This is a genomic window from candidate division WOR-1 bacterium RIFOXYB2_FULL_36_35 (assembly GCA_001771505.1).
In the GTDB taxonomy this organism is placed as follows: Bacteria; Margulisbacteria; WOR-1; order XYC2-FULL-46-14; family XYC2-FULL-37-10; genus XYB2-FULL-36-35.
On sequence record MEUA01000003.1, the window covers coordinates 1 to 20968 of the forward strand.

Below are 20968 nucleotides of genomic sequence, written 5' to 3' on the forward strand. Positions count from 1 at the left end.
ATAAAGATGGAGAGATCCCAACAGCTGATATCTCAGGGGGAGTTTTGTCATAAATAATTATTTGAGAATTACTAAATTCGCTAACATTCCCGGCAGAATCTTTGGCTTTAACTTTTATCTCATTACTTCCAATATTAAGAGTTATCGCTTTGCTAAATATTCCGTTAGAGGAAGCTTCCGTTGAGGTAACTAGTAGATTATTATTATAGATATAAACTTGTAAATAAGCTTCTGCTTTCCCTGAGATTAATTGAGTTTTACTATTTGCATAATCAGAAATATTATTGATAATAGGATTATCTGGCAAAATGGTATCAATTTCAAGAAGTTTTTCTTGAGTATAAAGTGTGTTATTTCCCCCTTCATCAACAGCTTCTATTGAAACGATCATATATCCTTGAGCATCACTTGTTGTCACATTATAATCATAGTACCAAGGACCAAGAGGCAAGTGACAAGAAGAAAAAGATGCAAGATTATCATTTATTTTGACAACAGGGTTTGATGCTAAAGTTTCCGAGACAGTAAAACTTATCTCAAGGGTCCCAAGTGTTGCAGGGTTTGGTAAAATGGATAAATTAGAAATGACAGGTTCATCCGTATCATAAAAAACTTCTGTTGTAGTTGAAAACATTGAAACATTTCCAGCCAAATCCTCAGCCCTTACCTTTAGTAAGTTGTTGCCTTTTTTTAATGTAATTGAGGATGAATATTTTCCTCCATCAGCTGCTAAGGCCTTCTTAGTTAAAACACCATTTACCCAAACTTCTACACTTGAATTAATCTCAGCCTCTCCTGAAATAATCTGTAAAGAGTTATTTGTGCTTTTAAATATAGAGTTAATTGTAGGAATAACGGGCGCTGTATTATCCACCGTGATAACCCCACTTGCCTCAAAAGTATTTCCCGCAGAATCAGTTGCTGAAATCAAAATATTATAATTATTATTTGGAACAAACTCACCTGATTCATTTTTCCCGTCCCATGTAAGTGTCGGAATTCCTTTAATTTTGACAGAAGAGGACTTAACCTCAACTTTCGACGTGATAATAGGAACATACGCTTCTGTTAATTTATTCTCTTGAAGAGTTTTTATGACCTCTCCGTCTTTTTTAACGGAAACCGTAACATATCCCTTTTTTGAAAGGCTAAAACTTATAACAGTCTGATCTTTTTTATAATTAATATCAGGACTGAAAGGATTTGGTTCTATAGAAATGATTTCCAATGCAGGAGTCGAATCATCTACAAAAAATCCGACTGTTTTAGAAATAGCGCTTGTCCGTAAACCATCTGTTGCGCTTATTTTTACATAATATTCTCCTCCTCTAACCCTCTCTCCCAAAAGGGTCTTTCCATCCCACAAATAAGAGTAATTTCCAGGTGAATGAGAAAAGATCTTTTCCCAAACAGCCTCAAGACTTGAATTTAAAACTTCAAGTTTTACGAGGGCTTCTTTACTTATATATGTTTGGTTATAATCAATGGAATAATCAAACTGTATTTCATCTTTTACCCCGTCGCTATTTGGAGAGAAGGTTTCATAGTTTGTGGCAATACCAACTTCCGGTCTTGTTGCAACAAGTATTAATTCATTCTGTCCGCTAACTTTATTGCCAAGTTTATCTTCAACTTTAATTTCTACATAATAGCCACCGTCATCCGCAATATTATTTTGATTCCCGGTTTTAAATCCATCCCATATTACTGAATGATTTCCAGCTTCCAGAACTTCATCTCTTACTAATTCTCTTATTGTCGATTTTGCGCTATCTAAAATATTTATATTAACCTTATAATCTAAAGTTCCACCAGATAATTTATAAAATATTTTAATCTGATCATCGATCGCATCACTATTGGGCGTAAAAGGATTGGGAGTCGTCAAAAAATCAGAAAGGACTAAGCCCTTTTCTGAAGTAAGTGAAAATATCTCGCTTGTTTTTTCGTCAGTATTTTGAGCCGAATCTTTTGCAGAAATCTTAAAATATACATTTTCTGTTTTCTTCTCTTCACCTTCCCATGTTAAACAGTAATCTCCGGGTTTTTGGGCTTCATTAGAAGCAAAATTTTGTACTAACGCTCCTTTTTCATCATAAAGGGCAGCGTTTACTATCGAATTTTCAGGAAGGTTGTATCGTAGACTAGCCTCGGAACTAACATAATCAACATCAACATGATAGATAGAAATATAAGGAGGAGTGTTATCAACATAAACCGTATTTGAATTTAACGCTCCCTCTTTATTGTTAGCATCATAAGCTGATATTTTAAATTGGTACGCGCTGTCACAAACTTTTGTCTTGTCTTTTGGACAAACAGGACCCGTATAATCTTCCTGGAAATCCCCATTCCAAGAAACAAAATGATCTCCCTTGTTTTGGAACTCGCCCAAAAGGAGAGTTTTTATGGTCTTCTCTTCTTTACCAATGACCTCGACTGTTACCAAAACGTTATTGCGCGAGATATAGTATTTTATATCGGTATGGCACCCCTCCTCACATACTGCGGAAAAAGGGTCGGGATCAGCGTAACAATATGGTATGAGAGAGGTAGCTCTGTCAACAACAATCTCTTTTGTTTCAGAAGAGATTAAATTGCCAACATTATCTTCCGCAATTATTTGGTATGTATATTTTCCGCCTATAAGCTCCCCTCTACCACCTTTCCCATCCCATGCCCAAGTACCGAGGGACGAAGGACGATAGACGAGGGACGAAATATCCATAGCATAAACAAAATTGTCGGTTGATGATTTATAAGTTTTGTAATTCGCACCGTCATCATGGTAGATGTTCGTTGTCACATATGCGGGTTCTGATAATTTATAAGCAAATTTTGCAGTATCATTTACACCATCATCGTTTGGGGTGAAAGGGGTTGGATACGCTTCAAGGGATAAAACGTCAGGTGGGATTGTGTCGACTTTTATTTGACCTGTAATGTTGTTGCTTGTGTTGCCAGCTCCATCCATAGAGTAGATGGTGTAATCGTAAACGCCATCTTCTAAACTTTTATCAAGTTTTTCTTTGTTTAATAAAAAGTCAGTTAAACTTTCAGCTTCGGTAGAAATTTCAACTTGATTTCCCAACTGAAAAGCAATCGATCCTTTGACAAAAAAACCAATCATTAAAACAACAATAAAACTTTTAATAAACTTCATATAAATCTCTTTTAAAATAATATAGCAATTTTCATGCCATTTAAGTCTTTTTGTTTTTTCCTATTATTTAAGTAAAAATTTCAAAAAAACAAAAAATCACTGACGAGTTTTCGTCGGCAAGCTCAGTTTTGAATAAATACTTTTCACCCCGATCATCATAATCGGGGTTCACTGTTTTCTCTTTTCCAACTTAAAGTAAATCTTTCCTTTTTCATTTGACTTTAGTTTAAAGTTGATCTCATCGAATTTGCCGTCGTTGTTGGGGGAGAAGACTACAGCGCTGGGGATTGCTGTTGTTGTGGGCGGTGTAGAATCCGTTTCTACAATCAAATAACTATATCCCAAATTTCCAACGCCATCATTTACCTTCAAAATAATTTTATAGACCCCATCTTCAACAAGATCGCCATTTAAATCTTTTCCGTTCCACAAAACTTTCACTTCTCCAGAAGGAACACTTTCTGCACTTAGAATTTTATAAACAATTTTACTGTTTTCATCTTCTACATAAGCCTTTAAATTAAATAGAGGATCAAAAACATTGTCTTTCACCTCAAAGGAAACTGTCATTAGTTGGTCCAATCTAGGAGAAAAAATGGCTTTTGAAACTCTCAAATCTTTTATTTCTGGAGGGGTACCATCCACTACATATTTTTTATCATTTTCTCCAACATTCCCTGCAAAATCCTTTGCAAATATTTTAACAGTATATTCTCTTCTGGTTTTTAAAATATTCCCATTGTTATCCTTGCCATCCCAATTTATAAAACATTCTTTAGATCCTTCAATGTTTAAATTGTCACTTTCATAAACAATACTATCTTCTGCAGTCAGAATCTGTATTTTTGCCTCAGAGCTTTCAGAACATTGATATCCTATTTGCATTTTTGAAATAACACCTGTCTTAGCCTCAAGCGAAGAATCAAAAGAAAATATATTTACTAAGGGGCCATTTACATCAACGACAACAGTCAATGCAGTAGAGAGCAATTCTTTTTTATTATCAATACTTTTCCCAGAAATTAAAATTTTATACTTTCCATTTTCTACAATTTTGTTTTCTTGATCCCTCCCACTCCAGGCAATAACAGCTTCAGTAGTAGATATTTTTTCGTGATCCGCTATTTTTTTTATCAAAAATGAGCCATCTGAATCGTAAACATTAACATTGACAATAGAAGGCTCGGATATTTTAAATTTTACCTCTACTTTATCTTTTATCCCGTCACCATTTGGAGAAATAAAATTTTCTGAAACTACTAAATCATTAAGACGCACTGAAACATCCAATTTTTGAATCTTATTGTCTGCTCCAACCACATAAAGATACCCAGAGTTGGTAGAAAACAAGCCTCTTGGCGCAATAAACTGACCGTCTAAACTTCCCATAGTTCCAAAAAACGATACAAATCCTCCTAATTTATCAAACTTTTGGATCCTATGATTACCCGTATCTGCAACATAAATATTTTTATTTAGGTCAACAGCAACATCATAAGGATATAAAAATTGTCCTTCCTTCTGACCTGCTGATCCAAATTCAAGCAATAAATTACCATCCATACTAAATTTTTTAATTTTATTATTTTCTGTATCAGCTATGTAAATATATCCATCAATATCAATATCCGCACCATACGGGGAATCAAATATTGGAGAAAAAGAACCAACACTTTGAGCAGAAACCCCTTTTTCTTTATTACTACCAATCAAAGCTCCGGTTGAATATTTAATAATCCGATTCTTTGCGGTATCAACTATAAAAATATCTCCATCGTTATTTACCCTAATTGATCGGGGAAACAAGAATGTGGGATCAGCTAATTCAGGTACATTATCTATAGTTTTCACAAAGGATATAGTTTTGCCATCATCAAACAGTTTTTGAATTCTTTGATTCCCGGTATCAACAATATAAATATACCCATTTGAATCAACTGCAATCCCTTGAGGCTGATTAAATTGTCCTGCTTCTGATCCAAAACTACCATAAGCAATCAACAAATTTCCTGAAGAATCAAATTTCTTGATTTGGTTGTTTGCGGTATCAACAGAATAAATATACCCATTTGAAACCGCTATTTTATATGGGTTCTCAAGCTGGTTTGAGTTTAGGGTTTGGGAATAAGAACCACAAACCAACAAAAAAATAGCTAATATTACAAATAAATATTTAGAAAATCTTAAACTCATTAAAAATCTATTTCTCCCATAAATGATATATCGTTTGCGGAATAGTTATTGGCTAAATTATTTAAATCTTCGTAATTAGAGGTTTTCATTGTAAGAACTAGTTTTACGCCCAAGAGTTTTGTATTTGTAGCATCATAATAAGTATTGTATGACAATCCATAGCTAGTATTTTTTTGTTCTGTATTTTTTGTCCCTGTATCTTTTACAAATCCATAGTCCCCAAAAAGTTCCAAATAACTTGTTTTTGATTTATACAAAAAATAGGAGGCTCTTACGGACGGGAAATAAGTGTTATTTGAAATACTATTTGAAGCATCTTTTTCTTCAGATGTTTTTGATAGAAGATATAGTGAAAGTTTATCGCCAAATTTATTGAGCGTGCCTATTTGAAGCTCATTCTTTTGGATGTCAGAATCAACAACATTAAACGAGCTGTCTATTCTATTCTTCTGGGAAGCCACCAAATATTTTACAATCAACTCTGACCCAGTCGTCAGAGAAGCAACTATGGGCATAACATGATTAAGCTCTAAATTCATATAAAGCAAATTAGATAAACCGCCAACGGTAGATTGGCTTGAAGAGATTGTATCATTTTGCATTTTTGAATCGAGGCCTAAGTTTAAAAAATCTGTTGGATTAAAATTCATACCCAACGAAATTAATGATAAATTTAAGGACGGCAAAGATGCTGATCCTTCCTGCGAAGTTGAGGTTCCATAGCCCACCTTAAAAGACAACTTTTTCCCTAATAAATATTCTAATGCTATGTTTTTATCTTCGGATTTCCAAGGGACTCCTTGCTTTACTTCTTTAATCGAAGGGAATCTCAAGCCTGTAGCTCTATAAGAAGCATTTAGTATAAGGTTTTTATATTGTGTGCGTCCTTCTATATTTATAGATGTATCTGATTCTTTTGTAGCATTAGTTCTTATATCAAGATTTGTGTCTCCTGAAGCGAGAGAAGCAAATAAATATGAGTTTTCATTAAAATATGTTTTGCCATACAAGTTAAGAATTGAAAAACTGGAGGGGCTAAAAGTCGTGTACAAATTTTCGTCTTCTTTTCTTGGAGAAACGGTTGTCAGGGAAATCCCAATATTGGTATTATCACTTAATTTATATTCAAAAAATCCTCCTGTAACATCTTGCCTTAAGCCAACATAATTATAATTTACGACAACAGTTTCGTTAGTTGTAAGAGGTGAGAAAAGGGTCAATACTCCCGTAGCATAAGTTATTGAATAATCTAGGTTTTCAGCGAGAACTGTATTATTTCTTACAATTTTAATCGTCAATATATTCCCATGATTTAGATTAAAGGTGCTACCTGTCTGTCCGCTTAAGTTTTCTGTAACATAATTATTTGATCCAACAGTATAATCATAATCTATTCTAACTTCAGCATTTTCCGGCAAATTCCTATTAAAAACAAATAATCCTAAATTGTAATCGGCGGCATAGTCAAAATCTTTCGATAGTTTCAAGCCGTCTACGGTAATAACTTCAGTTTTATCAATAATTCTGGCATATGGAACAAGAAACGCCTTTCTTTGGGAATCGTGGCTCATATCAAACTCTTTTTCTTCTTCACTTCCATCGTTTAGCTTATAAGAAATCACGGCTTTCAAGTTATACCTTAATTCGGCTGGAAATAAAACAAAACCATCCTTGAAATATATTCTATTGCTTTTATAAGGTTTACCATCAAAGGACAATTGAATGCTTTCTTCGTCAACATCCAATCTTTCTAAGTCAAAACCCCAATATTCTAAGTTTTGATCATCATCATATAATCCTTGATTTTTCTTCCATTATAAGATGGACTTTTAAAAGTATTGTAATTTTTGAAATTACTTGTCACATATTGTTCAGGATATGTAGCTGATGTCAAATAATACAACTTAAATTTATCAAATGTTGCGCCAACACCTACTCCAGATGCAAAATCATGTAATATCAAATTTTTATATATTAAATAATCTGTTTGATTTCCAAACGATAAATAATAATTATCATAATCTAAATAAACTGAATAAAAGTCTGGCGCAAGGGGAGACTGAAAAACATTATATTTAACAGATGAATTTTTCAGTAAATTACCTTCTATGTAGCAATCCATTAGTTTCGAATATAATTTGGGGCTTCTAAACGCTTCGTTTGTTGTTGCATAGAGTGAATAATTAATTTGAGGATCAACCTTAATATCAGAATAAAGCCATTTTTTATACCCACTTACATCTATCTTAGGATATTCAGAGGTAGTAACAGATGTCTCTAAAGTATCCGCTACGGATTTATTTATAAAAACAATCCCAACAACTAACAATACCCAAAAAAGCGTAGCAACTATTTTTTTCACTTTACTTTACCTCCATTAAAAACTTACCGTTGGAATCAAATTTCTGAATGCGATCATTTTTTGTATCTGCTATATAAATATTGTCATCTTTATCGATACTTATGCCTTGTGGTCCTAGAAACTCTCCTTGTCCAGTTCCAGGCTTTCCCCATCTCAAAATCAGCTTTCCATTTTCATCAAATTTAGAAACTCTTGCCCTGTCATCTTCTAATACATAAACATATCCTTGACTATCAACGACCATCCCGATGGGATCGCTAAAATCTGGGTCAAGCATCAGTGCTGGCGGATATATTGAAAATCCTGAAATCTTATTCCCGCCCCAACTTTTCAAAAATTTTCCGTCTTTGGTGAATTTTTGAATTCTTTCTTGAGGATGGTCATAGCCTGTCCCTCTCATCCATGAGGGATAAAATGAATCAGAAACATAAACATATCCATTTTGATTATCTATTGTTATTGCCCAAGGATCCTTAAATTCGCCACCTCCTCCACCCCATGTCCCAAATTTACCAAGAAACTTTCCACTTTTATCATACTTTTTAACTGCATAAAGTTTATAGCCCTCCTTTGAATAAACATGGTTTGTAACATAAATAATACCATCACTATCAACAGCTATGTCTTTTGGAAACCATAAATCAGCTTCCCCCGTTCCGGTTTTGCCAAAAGTAAAAATCGTGTGCCCATCGTTAGGATCTATAATTCCTATTCTATAATTTTTTCTAAAAACATCTTCTCCAATCGCATATATATTACCATCAGATCCAAGGGTTATTTTTTGAGGATAGATTACTCTATCAAGAATTGCTTCTAGGGAAGGCTGGACTTGGAAGTATTTGGATAGTGGAATAATAACTTTATCTTGAACTTCATCAAAACCGACTTCTGTCTCACTAGGTTTTAAATTATTTATATACCCTTTATATATTTTCCCATATTTATATGTTTTATTTTTAGCGTTTTCGGAAGCCTCAAAACTAGTCATCAAAAATTTTCCACAAATCAATGTTTTTTCTGAATAATCTATAGCATCAACAGTTTTCTGATTTATTCTTTCAGCAAAATCTTTTAATAAATCAAATTTAGCTATCCATTTCCCGAAAATAATAAAGCAAATATTGCCCCCTTTATCAATCGCAATATTTGCTGGAGATTTAATTCCCAAGTTATCAGAAAAACATTGAAAACTCAAAGAAACAATTAAAATCAAAACAAAGATTACTTTTTTCATTTATTCACCTCTTTAACTTTCATTGTTTTTTGGCAAAGATATGCTGGAAGGATGGAGTTTAAATCCAAAAACCGATCTTCATTAGTTCCTTCATAAAAGCTGCTTTCTGGGGGATACAACAAATCAACTTTTTTTACACCAAAATCTATTGCTTGTTTCTTCCAAGCCCACCAAGCAAGTTCTGAACAATAAAAACCACCATTAGCGCCATTGTAATGTCCTAACAATCTCAAGCTAAATATATTAAGGAAAGGCAAGTCATACATTGTTGAAGGATATTGACTCATGAAATCTTCTATGTCTTTTGCAACTTTGCCTCTAGTCTCTTCTTCATTAGGAATAATTATTGGAATTTGGGATGCTATATAAAATCCATATCCAGTCCAGCCAGAATCATCTTTTAAAGAACTTAATTTAATATTATTCCAGACAGCCTCTCTAATATTGCCATTACCAACATATATTCCAGAATGATCTGGATCAAAAGGGATCCAATCTAACGCACCTCTAATATCCCCACTAGATAATCCTTTTTTATTAAATACAAAATCTCCTTTTCTCAAAACATAAGCATTTGACTTATAATTATTATAAAATTTATATGCACCTATTAATGATTTATTGATTGATAAAGGCTTATTCCCTAATATTGATATAGAAAATTGATTATTCCCTTCATATAGGCTATCAAGTTTCACTGTGGCATCAAAAATTCCCAAAGAATCAACATTTATTGAGTTACTTGGGATAGAAATGGTTACTCCTGGCAATGTTTTCCCTTTAAAAGTAATACCTAGCTTCTGAGGACTTGAGGGACTCATTGATTCACTCTCAACAACCTGCCGATCCCTAGGGCTCAATAAAATCAAATCAGGAGTAGTGCTATCCCCTGAATAAACCGTAATATCACCGGTTTCTACTTGAGCCGTATTACGCAGTGCTGTGGCAATAATATTTATTTTGTTTTCTCCTGAATGAAGTGGATAGCTATTATTTGTAAATGACCAGTTACTGCTTGATGTCCCTGTAATCCCAAATTTTTGGCCATTAATTACAATCTCAACCTTTGAATTCAACAAATCAGCAGTCCCTTTAACCTCAACTACTCCCAAATCATGATTTAACCAATTTACATCATCAATTGTAGGTTCTTTAGGCCGCTCCATAGGATAAATTTCTTCAGGCGCATCTCGCCTGGCAACATCTGCGCGAAGTTGAAAGTTTTCAAAATTAAAAGGAAATGCAATTGTAGCAACCGTAATTGTTTGGGTATCGGAAAGCCACATTGCCTTAACTTCAGAAGAGACACGGCTTGCAGAAACAACAGTTTTATCCGGAACACATGCCATATTATTTGATTCATCCCAAGAGTATGTTCCAGCTATAATATCCTCCCCTTCTAAAACCGTAATTGTATTTTGCGCAATATCATAATTATACTTTCCAGAGGCGGTCTTTAATGCTATGACATTGCCGGAGGTCGTGGCAGAAATTTCATTTTTCAACTCAGGAGAAAAAGCCAAAGAATTGGTTTGATAGTCATAAGTAATGCCCTTTTGTTTGTAAACTTCTTGAATTAAATATTTCATCGTATAAATAATGTTAAAGTAAAAATCTCTTTTATGGGGATCGGCATCTGCCGCTGAATAAGTTGCCGCATAGGTTCCGCTTGCGACTTTTGCTGTTTTTTTATTCAAATCATATTCATAAGTAATTTGGTTCGTGTCTCCCACCATAGCTGTAACTCTTGCTATTTTTGATCCATTTATATCCCCTCTTGGAAATTCCAGTTTAACTTTATATCCTTCAATAACACCTGTAACATTTACTGAAAAATTCAAAGGTTTTTGGCTAACATTGTTATTTCCCTGTCCATCATCTTTAAAATTAACGACTTGAGTATCCTGAAGTGCGATATTTCCATCCTTATCTTTAAGTTTAACGGTAATTGAGTCTTCCGTATTTAAATCATTTGAGTTAAAAAAGGTTAAATAAGCATTCCCCTGATTATCAAAAGATATTTGCCTTTCCTCGTTTGCGGGAACAGTGTCGCCAACTGTCATAACACTCAATGGTGAATATTCGGCCGACCCGTCACTTTTTACAGCCTTTAACCTGACAGAATAAGCGCCTGATTGAACTTTATTACCACTCATATCTTTACCATTCCAGACAAACGGAATAGGTTTAGCTGGATTTGGAGATGATTCAGATATACCATAAACAATATTCCCAGATGAATCTAAAACTTCCATACGAACAAATTGGCTCTGTTTTTGCAACGTGTAATTGATTATTGCAGGAAAACCAGCCTTTATAACCGCGGGAACATCATAAGCATTAACAAACTTATCACCGGCAATAGCCGCGCTTTTTACTTGGGCAACCTCAACCTCGTTGCCGCCAACTAACATGTCAATTTGATTGTTGGAGTGTGAAACCCAAAGCGAAGTGTCTCCTGAAGGCGCATAATAGTCTCCAGAAGTAGAATCTTTTAATTTTATAACAGCAACTTTTTTGTTCTTTTCAAAGGAATTATTAATGGAAATTTCAAACTTTAAATTTTTTGAAGGTTCTTGTCCTGATTCTTGTGATTGATAACCGATAGGATCAACATTAGATGCCGCCTCTCCAGCAAGGATCAAACCAAGTCCTACATCGGCAAGGGTTGTAACAGAAATATCACCAACAACCGTTGTAACAGTTGTTGACCATGTCGCCGCACCAACAGCTACAGCCCCAACACATGTAACAACCAAGGCAACGCCAACCACAACAGCTACAGCGGATAAAATTGATTTGCCAGAATCCCCCGCAACAACAAACGCCTGCATCAATAAAATAAAAACTAAAATCAAGCAAAGAAATTTAATGTTTTTCATATTCGTTTCTAACCTATCACCTTTAAGATTTTTTCAGCTTTCCCTTTGAGAGCTTGATCCTTGTTTTTTATTACTTCCTTAAACAATTCAACCGCATTCTTATAATCCCCATTTTCAAAATACAAGTAAGCCAAATCATATTTTATTCCATTAATTTTTTCGGCAGGACAATTTTTTAAAGATTCCAAGAAAGAGTTTTGCGCGTTTTCATACTGTTCTGACAGTTCCAAAGATTTCCCCAAAATATAAAGCGCTTGCCATGATTTCGGAGCTAATTTTAGAGCTTTTGTAAGCGCTTCAGTAGCTTTCTTATATTCCCCTTTAAAAAAATAAATTTCCCCAAGCTTTAAATAAATATCTTTATTTTGAGGCGCTTTTGAATATAATAAAATCGCACTATCAACTTCTCCAAATGAAACAAGCAATTCTCCAAGTTGCAGATAATTTTCAATATTTTTTGAATTTTTAGATATGAGGCCGTAAAACACTAGAGCTTTAAACTCATTTTGAAGTCTTTTATCTACAGGATCTAATTTAAGCGCTCCATTTAACACTTTTGAAGCTTCTGTATACAATCCTTCTCTCATATATATTTTTGCAAGTTCCGATGCTGACTCTGTTTTATATCCGATATCTCCAATAGTAGAAATTATTTTTATAAAGAGTTGTTTAGCCTTTGAAGTTTCTTTTCTGTCTTCATAAATAAAAGCTAATATTTTTAGAGCCTCCAAATCATCCGAATTGAAATCTAAAGATTTTCTAATGTATTGCAGGGATTTATCCTTTTCTCCTATTTTATAATACAAGTAGGAAAGCGTATTTAAAGTTTTATTATTTGCTTGATTACTCTGAAGCAATATTTTATTTTCAACAATTGATATATTTTCTCTTATGTAAGGGAATGTCGGTGTTAAAGCTTGCACATTCTTATAAAAATCCAAAGACTGCTCATACTCCCCTAGATTTTCAGTCGTCCTGGCAAGTAAATAATTGACCATTAAACCTGCTCCGGTTTTTATAAACTGCTGGGCTCCTGATTTTTCATTGAAGGTTAAACTATTTTGCTCGAATTTGTCTCTTGCTATAAGTAAGCTATCTTTTGCATCTTTATATTTTTGATTATAAAAAAAATCCAATCCCTGCATAAATTCCAACTGCCCATATTTAAGATAATCCGCAGGAACAAGTTTTAATATGTTTGCAGCCTTTCCATATTCTTTTTCTTTTAAGTAAACTGAAGACAAAATAGAATATATATTCCAATTATCCTTATATTCTTTTCTAGCCTTTTCCAATACAGAAATAGCCTCCTTATCTTTATCTTCAAACATGAGAATTGAACCCTCTAATAATTTGAAATCAGAAGTATTATAAAAATTATCCCTACTAGAAGCAGAGGAACGCAATCCGCTTTTTAATTCAATGATTCCTTCTTTTATCATCTGCATTTCCATGAAAGCAACTGCATTGCTAAAATGTTTTTCACTTTCGCTTTTTTGAAGACATCCAGACAATAAAAAAACTGTACTAATAACAACAATCAAAATAAAACTTTTAATTTGCATATTAAACATTATCTCCTTTTAATGAGTTTTTTGACACCTTTTTTAAGCAAACAGAAAAAGATCATAATCCCCACAGTAAAAACAGAAAAGGATGCTATCAAATCTCCATATCTATTATAAAATGTTTTCTCATCATTTTTACTAATATTCGCAATTAAGTACCCTTTTGTATAAAGAGGTAAAGAGCTAACAATTTTTCCATATGGATCAATAACTTCTGTCACACCACTATTCCCAACCCTTATATAATAAACTCTATTTTCAATAGCCCTAAAAACATCCATTGAAGCATGCTGATAATGTTCTGCGGAACTTTTCGACCAGCTGTCATTTGTTATATTAACTAAAAATTGAGCCCCATTTTTTACAAACTTTCTTGATAAATCAGAAAATATCCCTTCAAAACAAATCAAAACACTAAAATTACCCTTTGGCATATTAAACAGTTTTGGGTCATTCCCTTTGTCACAGCGCCCTTTTGATTCCGTATTTTTTAAAAATGGGAGATAATACCTTATTGGAAATGTTTCCCAAAAAAGAACAGGGTGAATTTTATTGTATTGCCCCAAAACCTCTCCGTAAGAAGAGAGCAAAAAAGCGCTATTGAAGCGTTTAAATTTAAAATTTTGTTCTTTGAAATCCGAGCTTCCAAGCAACAAATATGTTTTAGATTTTTTTACAATAGAATAAATATCTTGTGAAAGCTCCATGTCCAGCCTAATACTTTCTTTGAAACTTGTTTCCGGCCAAATGATTATGTCCGGATTAGCCTGCGATGCTTTATAGGTTAATTGCGCTAAGATATTTATTGCTTTTGACTTATCATAAGCATCAAAATCCAAATTAGGCTGAATAAGGGCAATCCTTAAATTATTAGCATCTTTTCGATTTTCACCAATTTTAAGGAACCCATAGGAAATTAAAACAAGAAAGATTATAACTAGAGAAGTTATAATCTTTATAGATTTATTAAAAGACTTTTGCTTAAAAGCAATGAATATAGAAGCATTAACAAAGGCAATAATAAAAGATAAACCAAAAACACCAATAATATCTGATATTTGTATCAAGAAAAGATGGTTGTATTGTGAATAACTTAAAAGTCCAGCTGGAAACCCCCAACCACCAATAGATCTAATTAATTCCAACGCGGTCCAAACCAAGGGAATAATTATTATTTCCAATTCAGGGAATTCCCTTGTTAACAAATTGTAAAGAACACAAAAAACACCAAAATATAAAGATAAATACAAAGATAAAATTAAAGGGACCAAAAGGTGAAATATATTTAACCAAAAAATCTGGAAAATAAACATGATAAAACCGGCAACAATTCCCAAGGTAAAAGATCGAAATAAATTTTTATTCTGAACAGCAAACAACAAAGGCAATAAAGCAAACCATATTAAAAAATTAAAATTAAAAAGAGGAAAACTCAATGCAAGCATTAAGCCTGAAGCAATTGAAAGAATTACAGATAATTCAAAACGAGGATATTTTTGTGTTGCCTTATAGATATCTAAACACAGTTCGTAAGCCTTCTGCCATACTAATAAATCTTTATACCCATTGATCATTCTAAATAATTCTCCTCATGCATCCTAACCCCTAAGCTCTAAGCCCTAACCCCATATAAAGCATAGCAATTTTCATCCCATGACTCTAACATCTCTATTGTCCTAATAAAATAAATGTACCTTCTAAGCTTGTTATAGTAGTCTTTAGTTGTTTTGAGATTAATTCTTTATCTCCCAAATATTGTTCGTATTCTCTTTCAATCTCTGATTTATTAAACCAAGAATATAAGCCAATGCCTAGAAATAATACCCCAACAGCACTGTATGAATCACCCATTCCAACATATAATAAGCCCGCACCCCATGATAAACCACAACCCCACAACCTTTCGTTATGCGCCTTTTCTGCTCCATTTTTCAAAGAATTTTCAGCCAAAAGATTCCTTTCTATCCTTCCTTTCTCACTCCCATCATCAACTTTTTGGATGCTTATGTAATCATTTTCAACACCGGTTGGTATAAAATACAAAACGGCACCACTTATCATACAAGCAAACCCCTCAATTATAGAAAACAACGAAAGAGAAGAAGTAGAATCATCATAATTTTGATTGTTAGATGTTAAAAATAATCCTAAAGTTATCAACAATAGCCCAGAACCTCCCACAATAAAACTGCTTATTTTTCTATTGTTTTCATTTTTGATTGCTAGTCCTCGAATCCTTGATTCTGCAGAAATATAAACTTTTTCACTTGTAGTTGCTTCCGACGATTCTTTTATTTCTGCAAAGCATACAATTATAATATTACTCCAACAAAAACAAATAACAACAATATATACTAAACTTTTCAATATTTTATTCATCTCTTGGTCCCCTTTTTCTCCCCCTTTGGTGGGCATGCTGGGGGCCTCATATCTCAAACTTCCCATCACTTATCCCCTGATTAACCTTCACATTCTCAAAATCAACCTCGATCGTCATATTCATCCCCATGGCTTTACTCTCCGTCACACTTTTAACAGGAACAAATGCGCCAGAAATCTCTTGATATTCAATTTGCGTTTGGGTCATAACTTTATCATGAGAATCGTAAATCAAAATCTTTGTAGAAACCCAGTTCTTTCCGTCAACATATATTTCCGTCTTTCCTAAAACCTCGCTCTTTTCTTTTGGTGTTCCTTCTATTATATATATATAATCCCCATCTATGGCTTTTACTTTTAGATCAAAAGTCTCTTTAAAAAATTCAATATCAAATTTCGATTGACTTACTAAATCACGCATAGCCGAATTATTAATAACATTAACTGTCTTTCGCCCACTTGTTGAATTAATTGTCACAGACTTGTTCCCATTTCTTATAACCGTCTGTTCCATGGGAATTATCATCTCCATTCTCGACTTGTCTTCCCCCTTCCTCCACATCTTGCCGATTAGCATCATGGGAGCGCCCGACCCTTGTTTGATAGTAGTATTCATCTCGCAATACATATCTTTTATTTTGGATTGGTTGGCTTGAAGATTGGACGCGATAGCTTCAATTGATAAGTCAGCGGCAAAAGAAACTGGAGAAAAAAACAAAAATAAAAGCGAAAATATTACAAAAAATCTAGTTATTCTATTCATAAATACCTCCATGTTGCAATTTTTATTCCAGCCAGTCTTTGTGCTTTCTTAATAAATTTTTCAACAGTTTCGCATGTTCCATTTTGTTTTAAAAAGGACGCATAATATACAAATTGATCTTTATAAAAATCAGGGAATTTTGCGTCAGCTAAAATATATGTTTTGCCATTCCATTTATAAACATCAAACCACCACAACTCCTCTACATGAGATAAAACTCCAGTTTCTTTGCGATAGCCGATTAAAATTTCTACAATGCCATCTTTATCCATATCTGGAAAAAAGTTAGGATTAAGTGCTGGCAGATGTTTTTCAGGATGCCATAAATATGGATCGCCTTCCACTTTTTTAGCAAAAATCTTCTCACCTTTTAAATTATAAATCCTCAATTCACCAAATCCGGCTGTCCCACCATAAAAATCATGAACTAAAAGTTCTTTTTTGCCATCTTTGTTGATATCAGCACTAAATTTTGTAGTTAGTTTTTCAATCCTTGCTTCAGTGCTTACAAAAATTACAAAAGTCATCAGAAATCCTATTAATAAAAACTTGCTTATTTTTTCCTCCATTCCTTTTCCTTAATTGCTTTTCTAACTTTTATAACATACCAAAAATCATCAGGAATCTGTTTTGTATAAATACTGTTTTCTCCAACAGTAAATGCCTTTATTGCCCTATTCCATTGCCTTTCGTTGCTTTCATCAGGGTAATTTGCTATGACTAATTTATAAAGCAAAGCAAGAATTTCTTTTGCGGTTTCAATATTATATACCCACTGCCAAGCTACTCTATTGTGATCAATATGTTTAATCCTTTTATCTCTTCCCCACCAGTATTCGCTAATTTGAAAAAGCCCTCGCATTGCGGGAATTCTTTTTCCTTTTGAAACCATAGGCAACAAGGGTTGTCCAGTTACATCAAATTGACTCCATGTGCTTTCTTCCCAAGCAATTGCTTTAATAATATCGTTGTCTAATAAATTAATAATTTGCTCTTTGCTAGGATTTGTTCCAATTATATTGACTTTAACTCTTGCGGATGACTCTTTCCCATCAATAACAACAGCCGCTCTAATCCTTAAAATTCCACCCGTTTCAAATTGTATTTTCAATGAATTATCGGCAATTTCTTTTAATGTTTGATAAGTATTATAGTTTGTTGTCCAACTAAGCTTAATTTTCCAGTTTATCTTTACTTTATTAGTTATTTCTATATTATCTTGAAAAACTTTAGCTTGAAAAATTATATTATCAGTTTCAATAGGAAATGTTTTTAATTTAAAAACTTGCTCGGCAATGGGAGACACAATTTCTATTTTAATGGTTTTTTGTTTATTTCTTGGCATTCAAGCCTCTCCTTATATTTTTGTTGCCAGTCAGGACATTGTTTCCATACTTTACATCAGTAATTTTCATTCCATGACTCTAATCCCTCTATTGTCCCCTAAAATAGAGGCAGATTTCAAGTAAAACTTTTATTTTTCTGACGCATTTTCGTCATCTATAAATTCCAATGCCTCTGAAATAATCTCCAAAAGGATTCCATTGGTATTTTTCTTTTTTTGCCGATTGTTTTCTGCTCCTCTTTGCAGTAACAGAAGCACCTTGGCCTATAGAAAAAGTAGTCCCATAAAATCCTTTTACTTCCATCATCCCATCAAACATCTTTTTTAGCGAAATATCTGAAAAATTTATATCTTTACTGCTTTGAAAGGCAGAAATGTTAATGCCGTAAGTTTTTCCATTCTGCAAATTATATTTTTCAGCACCGCTTCCTTCCGGAAAATCAGGACAGTCAATATAATTGTTCTTTGTAACAAAACAAAAATTCATTCCGGGTTTGTTATTTTCTGCGATTATTACTAAATAACAATAACCGTCTCCTTGAGATTCCCACTCTATACGGGGAGTAGATATAGAATATGTTTGGTTATTTACCGGAGAGATAACTACTATTGGAGATAAAAGTTCAACATTATATTTGTTATTTAAACCAGAAAAATCATCCAAATATTTAAATTTATCAATATATAAACCATGCCCGTGGCTATAATCGTAACCATAAGAAGAAAAATCAAAACAAAATTTATTGCCTGCCTCAAGCTTGGGAACTCTTACAAGGTAGTTATTGTTATCAACCTCTCCAAAATTTGGATTTTCATTATAAGAATCAAAAAGGTAAATTGAGTTGTAGTAATAATTAAATTTGCCAAAAGCAATCTCATCAAAAGGAACTCCTTCAACAGTAGATATTGTGCCTGACACTGTCAAAGCATCTAAGCTTAAACTAATCTCACCGACATCAATAATTGTATCAGCTACATCTACTGTAAATTCTTTAAAACCCGACTTATAGGTTCCATCCACTTGCTCAACCATTAAACAAATAAAGCCATTAAGCGAACCGTGAATATCCTTATTTCTATAATTTGAAACCTCTATACTCATGACACCGTTAGTATCGCAAGAAAAACTTCTTTGACTACCCCACTCAATCGCCATCTTTACCTGTGAAGAATCCACCTGAAGATGATTTCCATCCTTATCAACAATTTTTGCGTTAATAAAACTTACAGTATTATAGTAGGGAGCATTTATTAGGTCTGGATATAGTAAAGACAAACTCATCTCCCTGCTTTCCAAATCAAAGACAATAGGATAATATCCCTGCGCCCATGCGGATATCTTTTTTTCATCACTCGAATAATTTTCGATATTGTAAGATCCGTCACTCAAAGTAAAAACATATTTTTCGCCAACCATGACGCTGGCTCCAGCAACAGGCGCCATATTATCCAAAGAATAAATATTCTGCTCTTTGACAACCCCCGATACGCTCCTTGTCGTCACCACCACATCCGAACTCCCCTTCATCCCATCTATCGCGACTGAAATAGTTCCCTCCCCCGTCTCCGTCGCCGTAAACAAACCCGTCGCGTCGATTGTCCCAATTCCTCCTATAACCTCCCAGCTCGCAGGATATGATGTATCGCTTTTAAGAACCATTCCGGATATTGTGAATTGCTGGGTTTGTCCAACATATAGCTCTGCCGATTCCGGAGAAATTTTTAGCTCCGTAGAATTCTCGACAATATTTTCAACACTCTGACCACATCCAACCACAAAAACAATCACAAACAGAAACAAAACAAACAAAAGTTTTTTCATTATTAATCCTCCGTTTTTTATTCCCTATAATTTTCCGCTAAATTATAATAAAATTTCACGATTCTATAGAAATCATTGTCGAGAATTCGTCACCCCTAAAGGATGCCCCTAAATCCCCTAAAGGGGACTTTCCCACACCCCCTTTAGGGGGTTGGGGGGCAGACTCACGGGTTGAGAAAAAACACTAATCTGATGATAGGTTGCTTGCAACCTACCTAAAGGAAAGCTATGATGTGGTAAGAATTATATTACCAAAGGCTTTTGTTTTTGTAAAGCGAAAAAAAAATTAGGTTCATTTAAAATCAAAGGCATTTTTATGATTTAATATCATTCGAGTCTCTTCTTCGGTTCTACCTTCCGCTTTTTTATTGTCTTTAATAAGCACTTCGGTATCGAGCAATGAATAGATATTTCCTTCAATCTTTGATGATTTCCAGGAAAATTCAATCATAATGCGTTCAAATTCTTTTTTAAGAATAGTATCGCTTTTAATATGTTGAAAATGGGCTTGAAATTCATTATGAAGGGATAAAAGATGCTCTCGTTCATGTATCATTGTAACCGCCTAATTGTATCATTTTTAATACAATTCAAGATTTCGACGGTTTTCCATCAGAAATCTCAAAAGTCTCAATAATCGGCATTGCTTTATCAAGTAAACTCTCTGGAGAAATTGAATTAAAGTTTGGAAGATCATCATCATACCAGTTTCTTCCAATAGTAATTATAAAATATTTGTTTGGATATTGTTTTAATTTAGATGGGATTCTTATTTCCACAGACGACCCTGAAAAGGTACTTCCTCCACCATGCGATAAATAAGCTTCAACTTGTTGATTATTAATTTTTATTGTTATTTTTTTATCATAAAAAGAGTTCTTTACTGCAAAAGAAGATTCTATCTCAATAATTATATAATTTTCAGCAAAGTTAAATTTATATTGCTCGCTCTCTTTACCATTAAAATCCATTAAACAAACTCTATTTTCTGACTCTTCTACCATCCATGAAGATGGGTACTTAATTTTGTAAATTCTATTAGGGTGTACATATAATTTATAATTGCCTATTGTAAAAGGATTATAAAAATTGCAAAAAACATAATTAATAACAACCCACCCCACCAAAACTAAAATCAGAGTTAGAAAAGTCAAAAAAAATTTGGGAATTTTCATTTCAATGCCTTTTTCGCAATTTTATAAAATTCTTTTGCTATCTGTTTTCCACGAGAGCTAACCTTTCCTTTAGTTTTGTCTA

General features: G+C 33.5%; 14 protein-coding genes and 1 pseudogene. All 15 read right to left on the minus strand.

Going from position 1 to position 20968, the window contains the following annotated elements; all coding sequences use genetic code 11:
• Positions 1 to 3163: pseudogene (locus A2290_00195) on the minus strand (hypothetical protein).
• A 168-nt stretch (positions 3164 to 3331) separates the two neighbouring features.
• Positions 3332 to 5356, minus strand: a complete 2025-nt coding sequence (locus A2290_00200; protein ID OGC16764.1) for a hypothetical protein — start codon at positions 5354 to 5356, stop codon at positions 3332 to 3334.
• Positions 5356 to 7101 (minus strand): hypothetical protein, encoded by a 1746-nt coding sequence (locus tag A2290_00205; protein ID OGC16765.1) that lies wholly within the window; start codon positions 7099 to 7101, stop codon positions 5356 to 5358. Before A2290_00205 ends, A2290_00200 begins: the two co-directional genes overlap by 1 nt.
• Positions 7102 to 7127: 26 nt before the next feature.
• Entirely contained in the window at positions 7128 to 7718 is a 591-nt protein-coding gene (locus A2290_00210) for a hypothetical protein (GenBank protein OGC16766.1), read from the minus strand.
• A 1-nt stretch (position 7719) separates the two neighbouring features.
• Positions 7720 to 8952: a hypothetical protein gene (locus A2290_00215; GenBank protein ID OGC16767.1), complete on the minus strand. Its 1233-nt coding sequence runs from the start codon at positions 8950 to 8952 to the stop codon at positions 7720 to 7722.
• Entirely contained in the window at positions 8949 to 11834 is a 2886-nt protein-coding gene (locus A2290_00220) for a hypothetical protein (protein ID OGC16768.1), read from the minus strand. The genes A2290_00215 and A2290_00220 overlap by 4 nt, the downstream gene beginning before the upstream one ends.
• Positions 11835 to 11842: 8 nt before the next feature.
• Positions 11843 to 13408, minus strand: coding sequence for a hypothetical protein (locus tag A2290_00225; GenBank protein OGC16769.1), 1566 nt, complete (start codon positions 13406 to 13408; stop codon positions 11843 to 11845).
• The gene (locus A2290_00230; GenBank protein ID OGC16770.1) at positions 13408 to 14976 is read right to left on the minus strand and encodes an apolipoprotein N-acyltransferase; all 1569 of its coding nucleotides are present in this window, start codon (positions 14974 to 14976) and stop codon (positions 13408 to 13410) included. The genes A2290_00225 and A2290_00230 overlap by 1 nt, the downstream gene beginning before the upstream one ends.
• A 94-nt stretch (positions 14977 to 15070) precedes the next feature.
• Positions 15071 to 15847: a hypothetical protein gene (locus tag A2290_00235; protein ID OGC16771.1), complete on the minus strand. Its 777-nt coding sequence runs from the start codon at positions 15845 to 15847 to the stop codon at positions 15071 to 15073.
• The gene (locus tag A2290_00240; protein OGC16772.1) at positions 15828 to 16544 is read right to left on the minus strand and encodes a hypothetical protein; all 717 of its coding nucleotides are present in this window, start codon (positions 16542 to 16544) and stop codon (positions 15828 to 15830) included. The genes A2290_00235 and A2290_00240 overlap by 20 nt, the downstream gene beginning before the upstream one ends.
• Positions 16541 to 17113, minus strand: a complete 573-nt coding sequence (locus tag A2290_00245; protein OGC16773.1) for a hypothetical protein — start codon at positions 17111 to 17113, stop codon at positions 16541 to 16543. Before A2290_00245 ends, A2290_00240 begins: the two co-directional genes overlap by 4 nt.
• Positions 17098 to 17889: a hypothetical protein gene (locus tag A2290_00250; protein ID OGC16774.1), complete on the minus strand. Its 792-nt coding sequence runs from the start codon at positions 17887 to 17889 to the stop codon at positions 17098 to 17100. The genes A2290_00245 and A2290_00250 overlap by 16 nt, the downstream gene beginning before the upstream one ends.
• Positions 17890 to 18040: 151 nt before the next feature.
• The gene (locus A2290_00255; protein OGC16775.1) at positions 18041 to 19711 is read right to left on the minus strand and encodes a hypothetical protein; all 1671 of its coding nucleotides are present in this window, start codon (positions 19709 to 19711) and stop codon (positions 18041 to 18043) included.
• Between the two features lie 292 nt (positions 19712 to 20003).
• Complete coding sequence (locus tag A2290_00260; GenBank protein OGC16776.1) at positions 20004 to 20267, minus strand: hypothetical protein; 264 nt, start codon at positions 20265 to 20267, stop codon at positions 20004 to 20006.
• 34 nt (positions 20268 to 20301) lie between these two features.
• The gene (locus tag A2290_00265) at positions 20302 to 20886 is read right to left on the minus strand and encodes a hypothetical protein (protein ID OGC16777.1); all 585 of its coding nucleotides are present in this window, start codon (positions 20884 to 20886) and stop codon (positions 20302 to 20304) included.
• Positions 20887 to 20968 lie beyond the last annotated feature (82 nt).

Bases quoted from the DNA above. Each gene is read 5' to 3' on its own strand.
- A2290_00200 (OGC16764.1), bottom strand. From the start codon at position 5,356: ATGAGTTTAAGATTTTCTAAATATTTATTTGTAATATTAGCTATTTTT.
- A2290_00215 (OGC16767.1), bottom strand. From the start codon at position 8,952: ATGAAAAAAGTAATCTTTGTTTTGATTTTAATTGTTTCTTTGAGTTTT.
- A2290_00220 (OGC16768.1), bottom strand. From the start codon at position 11,834: ATGAAAAACATTAAATTTCTTTGCTTGATTTTAGTTTTTATTTTATTG.
- A2290_00225 (OGC16769.1), bottom strand. From the start codon at position 13,408: ATGTTTAATATGCAAATTAAAAGTTTTATTTTGATTGTTGTTATTAGT.
- A2290_00230 (OGC16770.1), bottom strand. From the start codon at position 14,976: ATGATCAATGGGTATAAAGATTTATTAGTATGGCAGAAGGCTTACGAA.
- A2290_00235 (OGC16771.1), bottom strand. From the start codon at position 15,847: ATGGGAAGTTTGAGATATGAGGCCCCCAGCATGCCCACCAAAGGGGGA.
- A2290_00240 (OGC16772.1), bottom strand. From the start codon at position 16,544: ATGAATAGAATAACTAGATTTTTTGTAATATTTTCGCTTTTATTTTTG.
- A2290_00245 (OGC16773.1), bottom strand. From the start codon at position 17,113: ATGGAGGAAAAAATAAGCAAGTTTTTATTAATAGGATTTCTGATGACT.
- A2290_00250 (OGC16774.1), bottom strand. From the start codon at position 17,889: ATGCCAAGAAATAAACAAAAAACCATTAAAATAGAAATTGTGTCTCCC.
- A2290_00255 (OGC16775.1), bottom strand. From the start codon at position 19,711: ATGAAAAAACTTTTGTTTGTTTTGTTTCTGTTTGTGATTGTTTTTGTG.
- A2290_00260 (OGC16776.1), bottom strand. From the start codon at position 20,267: ATGATACATGAACGAGAGCATCTTTTATCCCTTCATAATGAATTTCAA.
- A2290_00265 (OGC16777.1), bottom strand. From the start codon at position 20,886: ATGAAAATTCCCAAATTTTTTTTGACTTTTCTAACTCTGATTTTAGTT.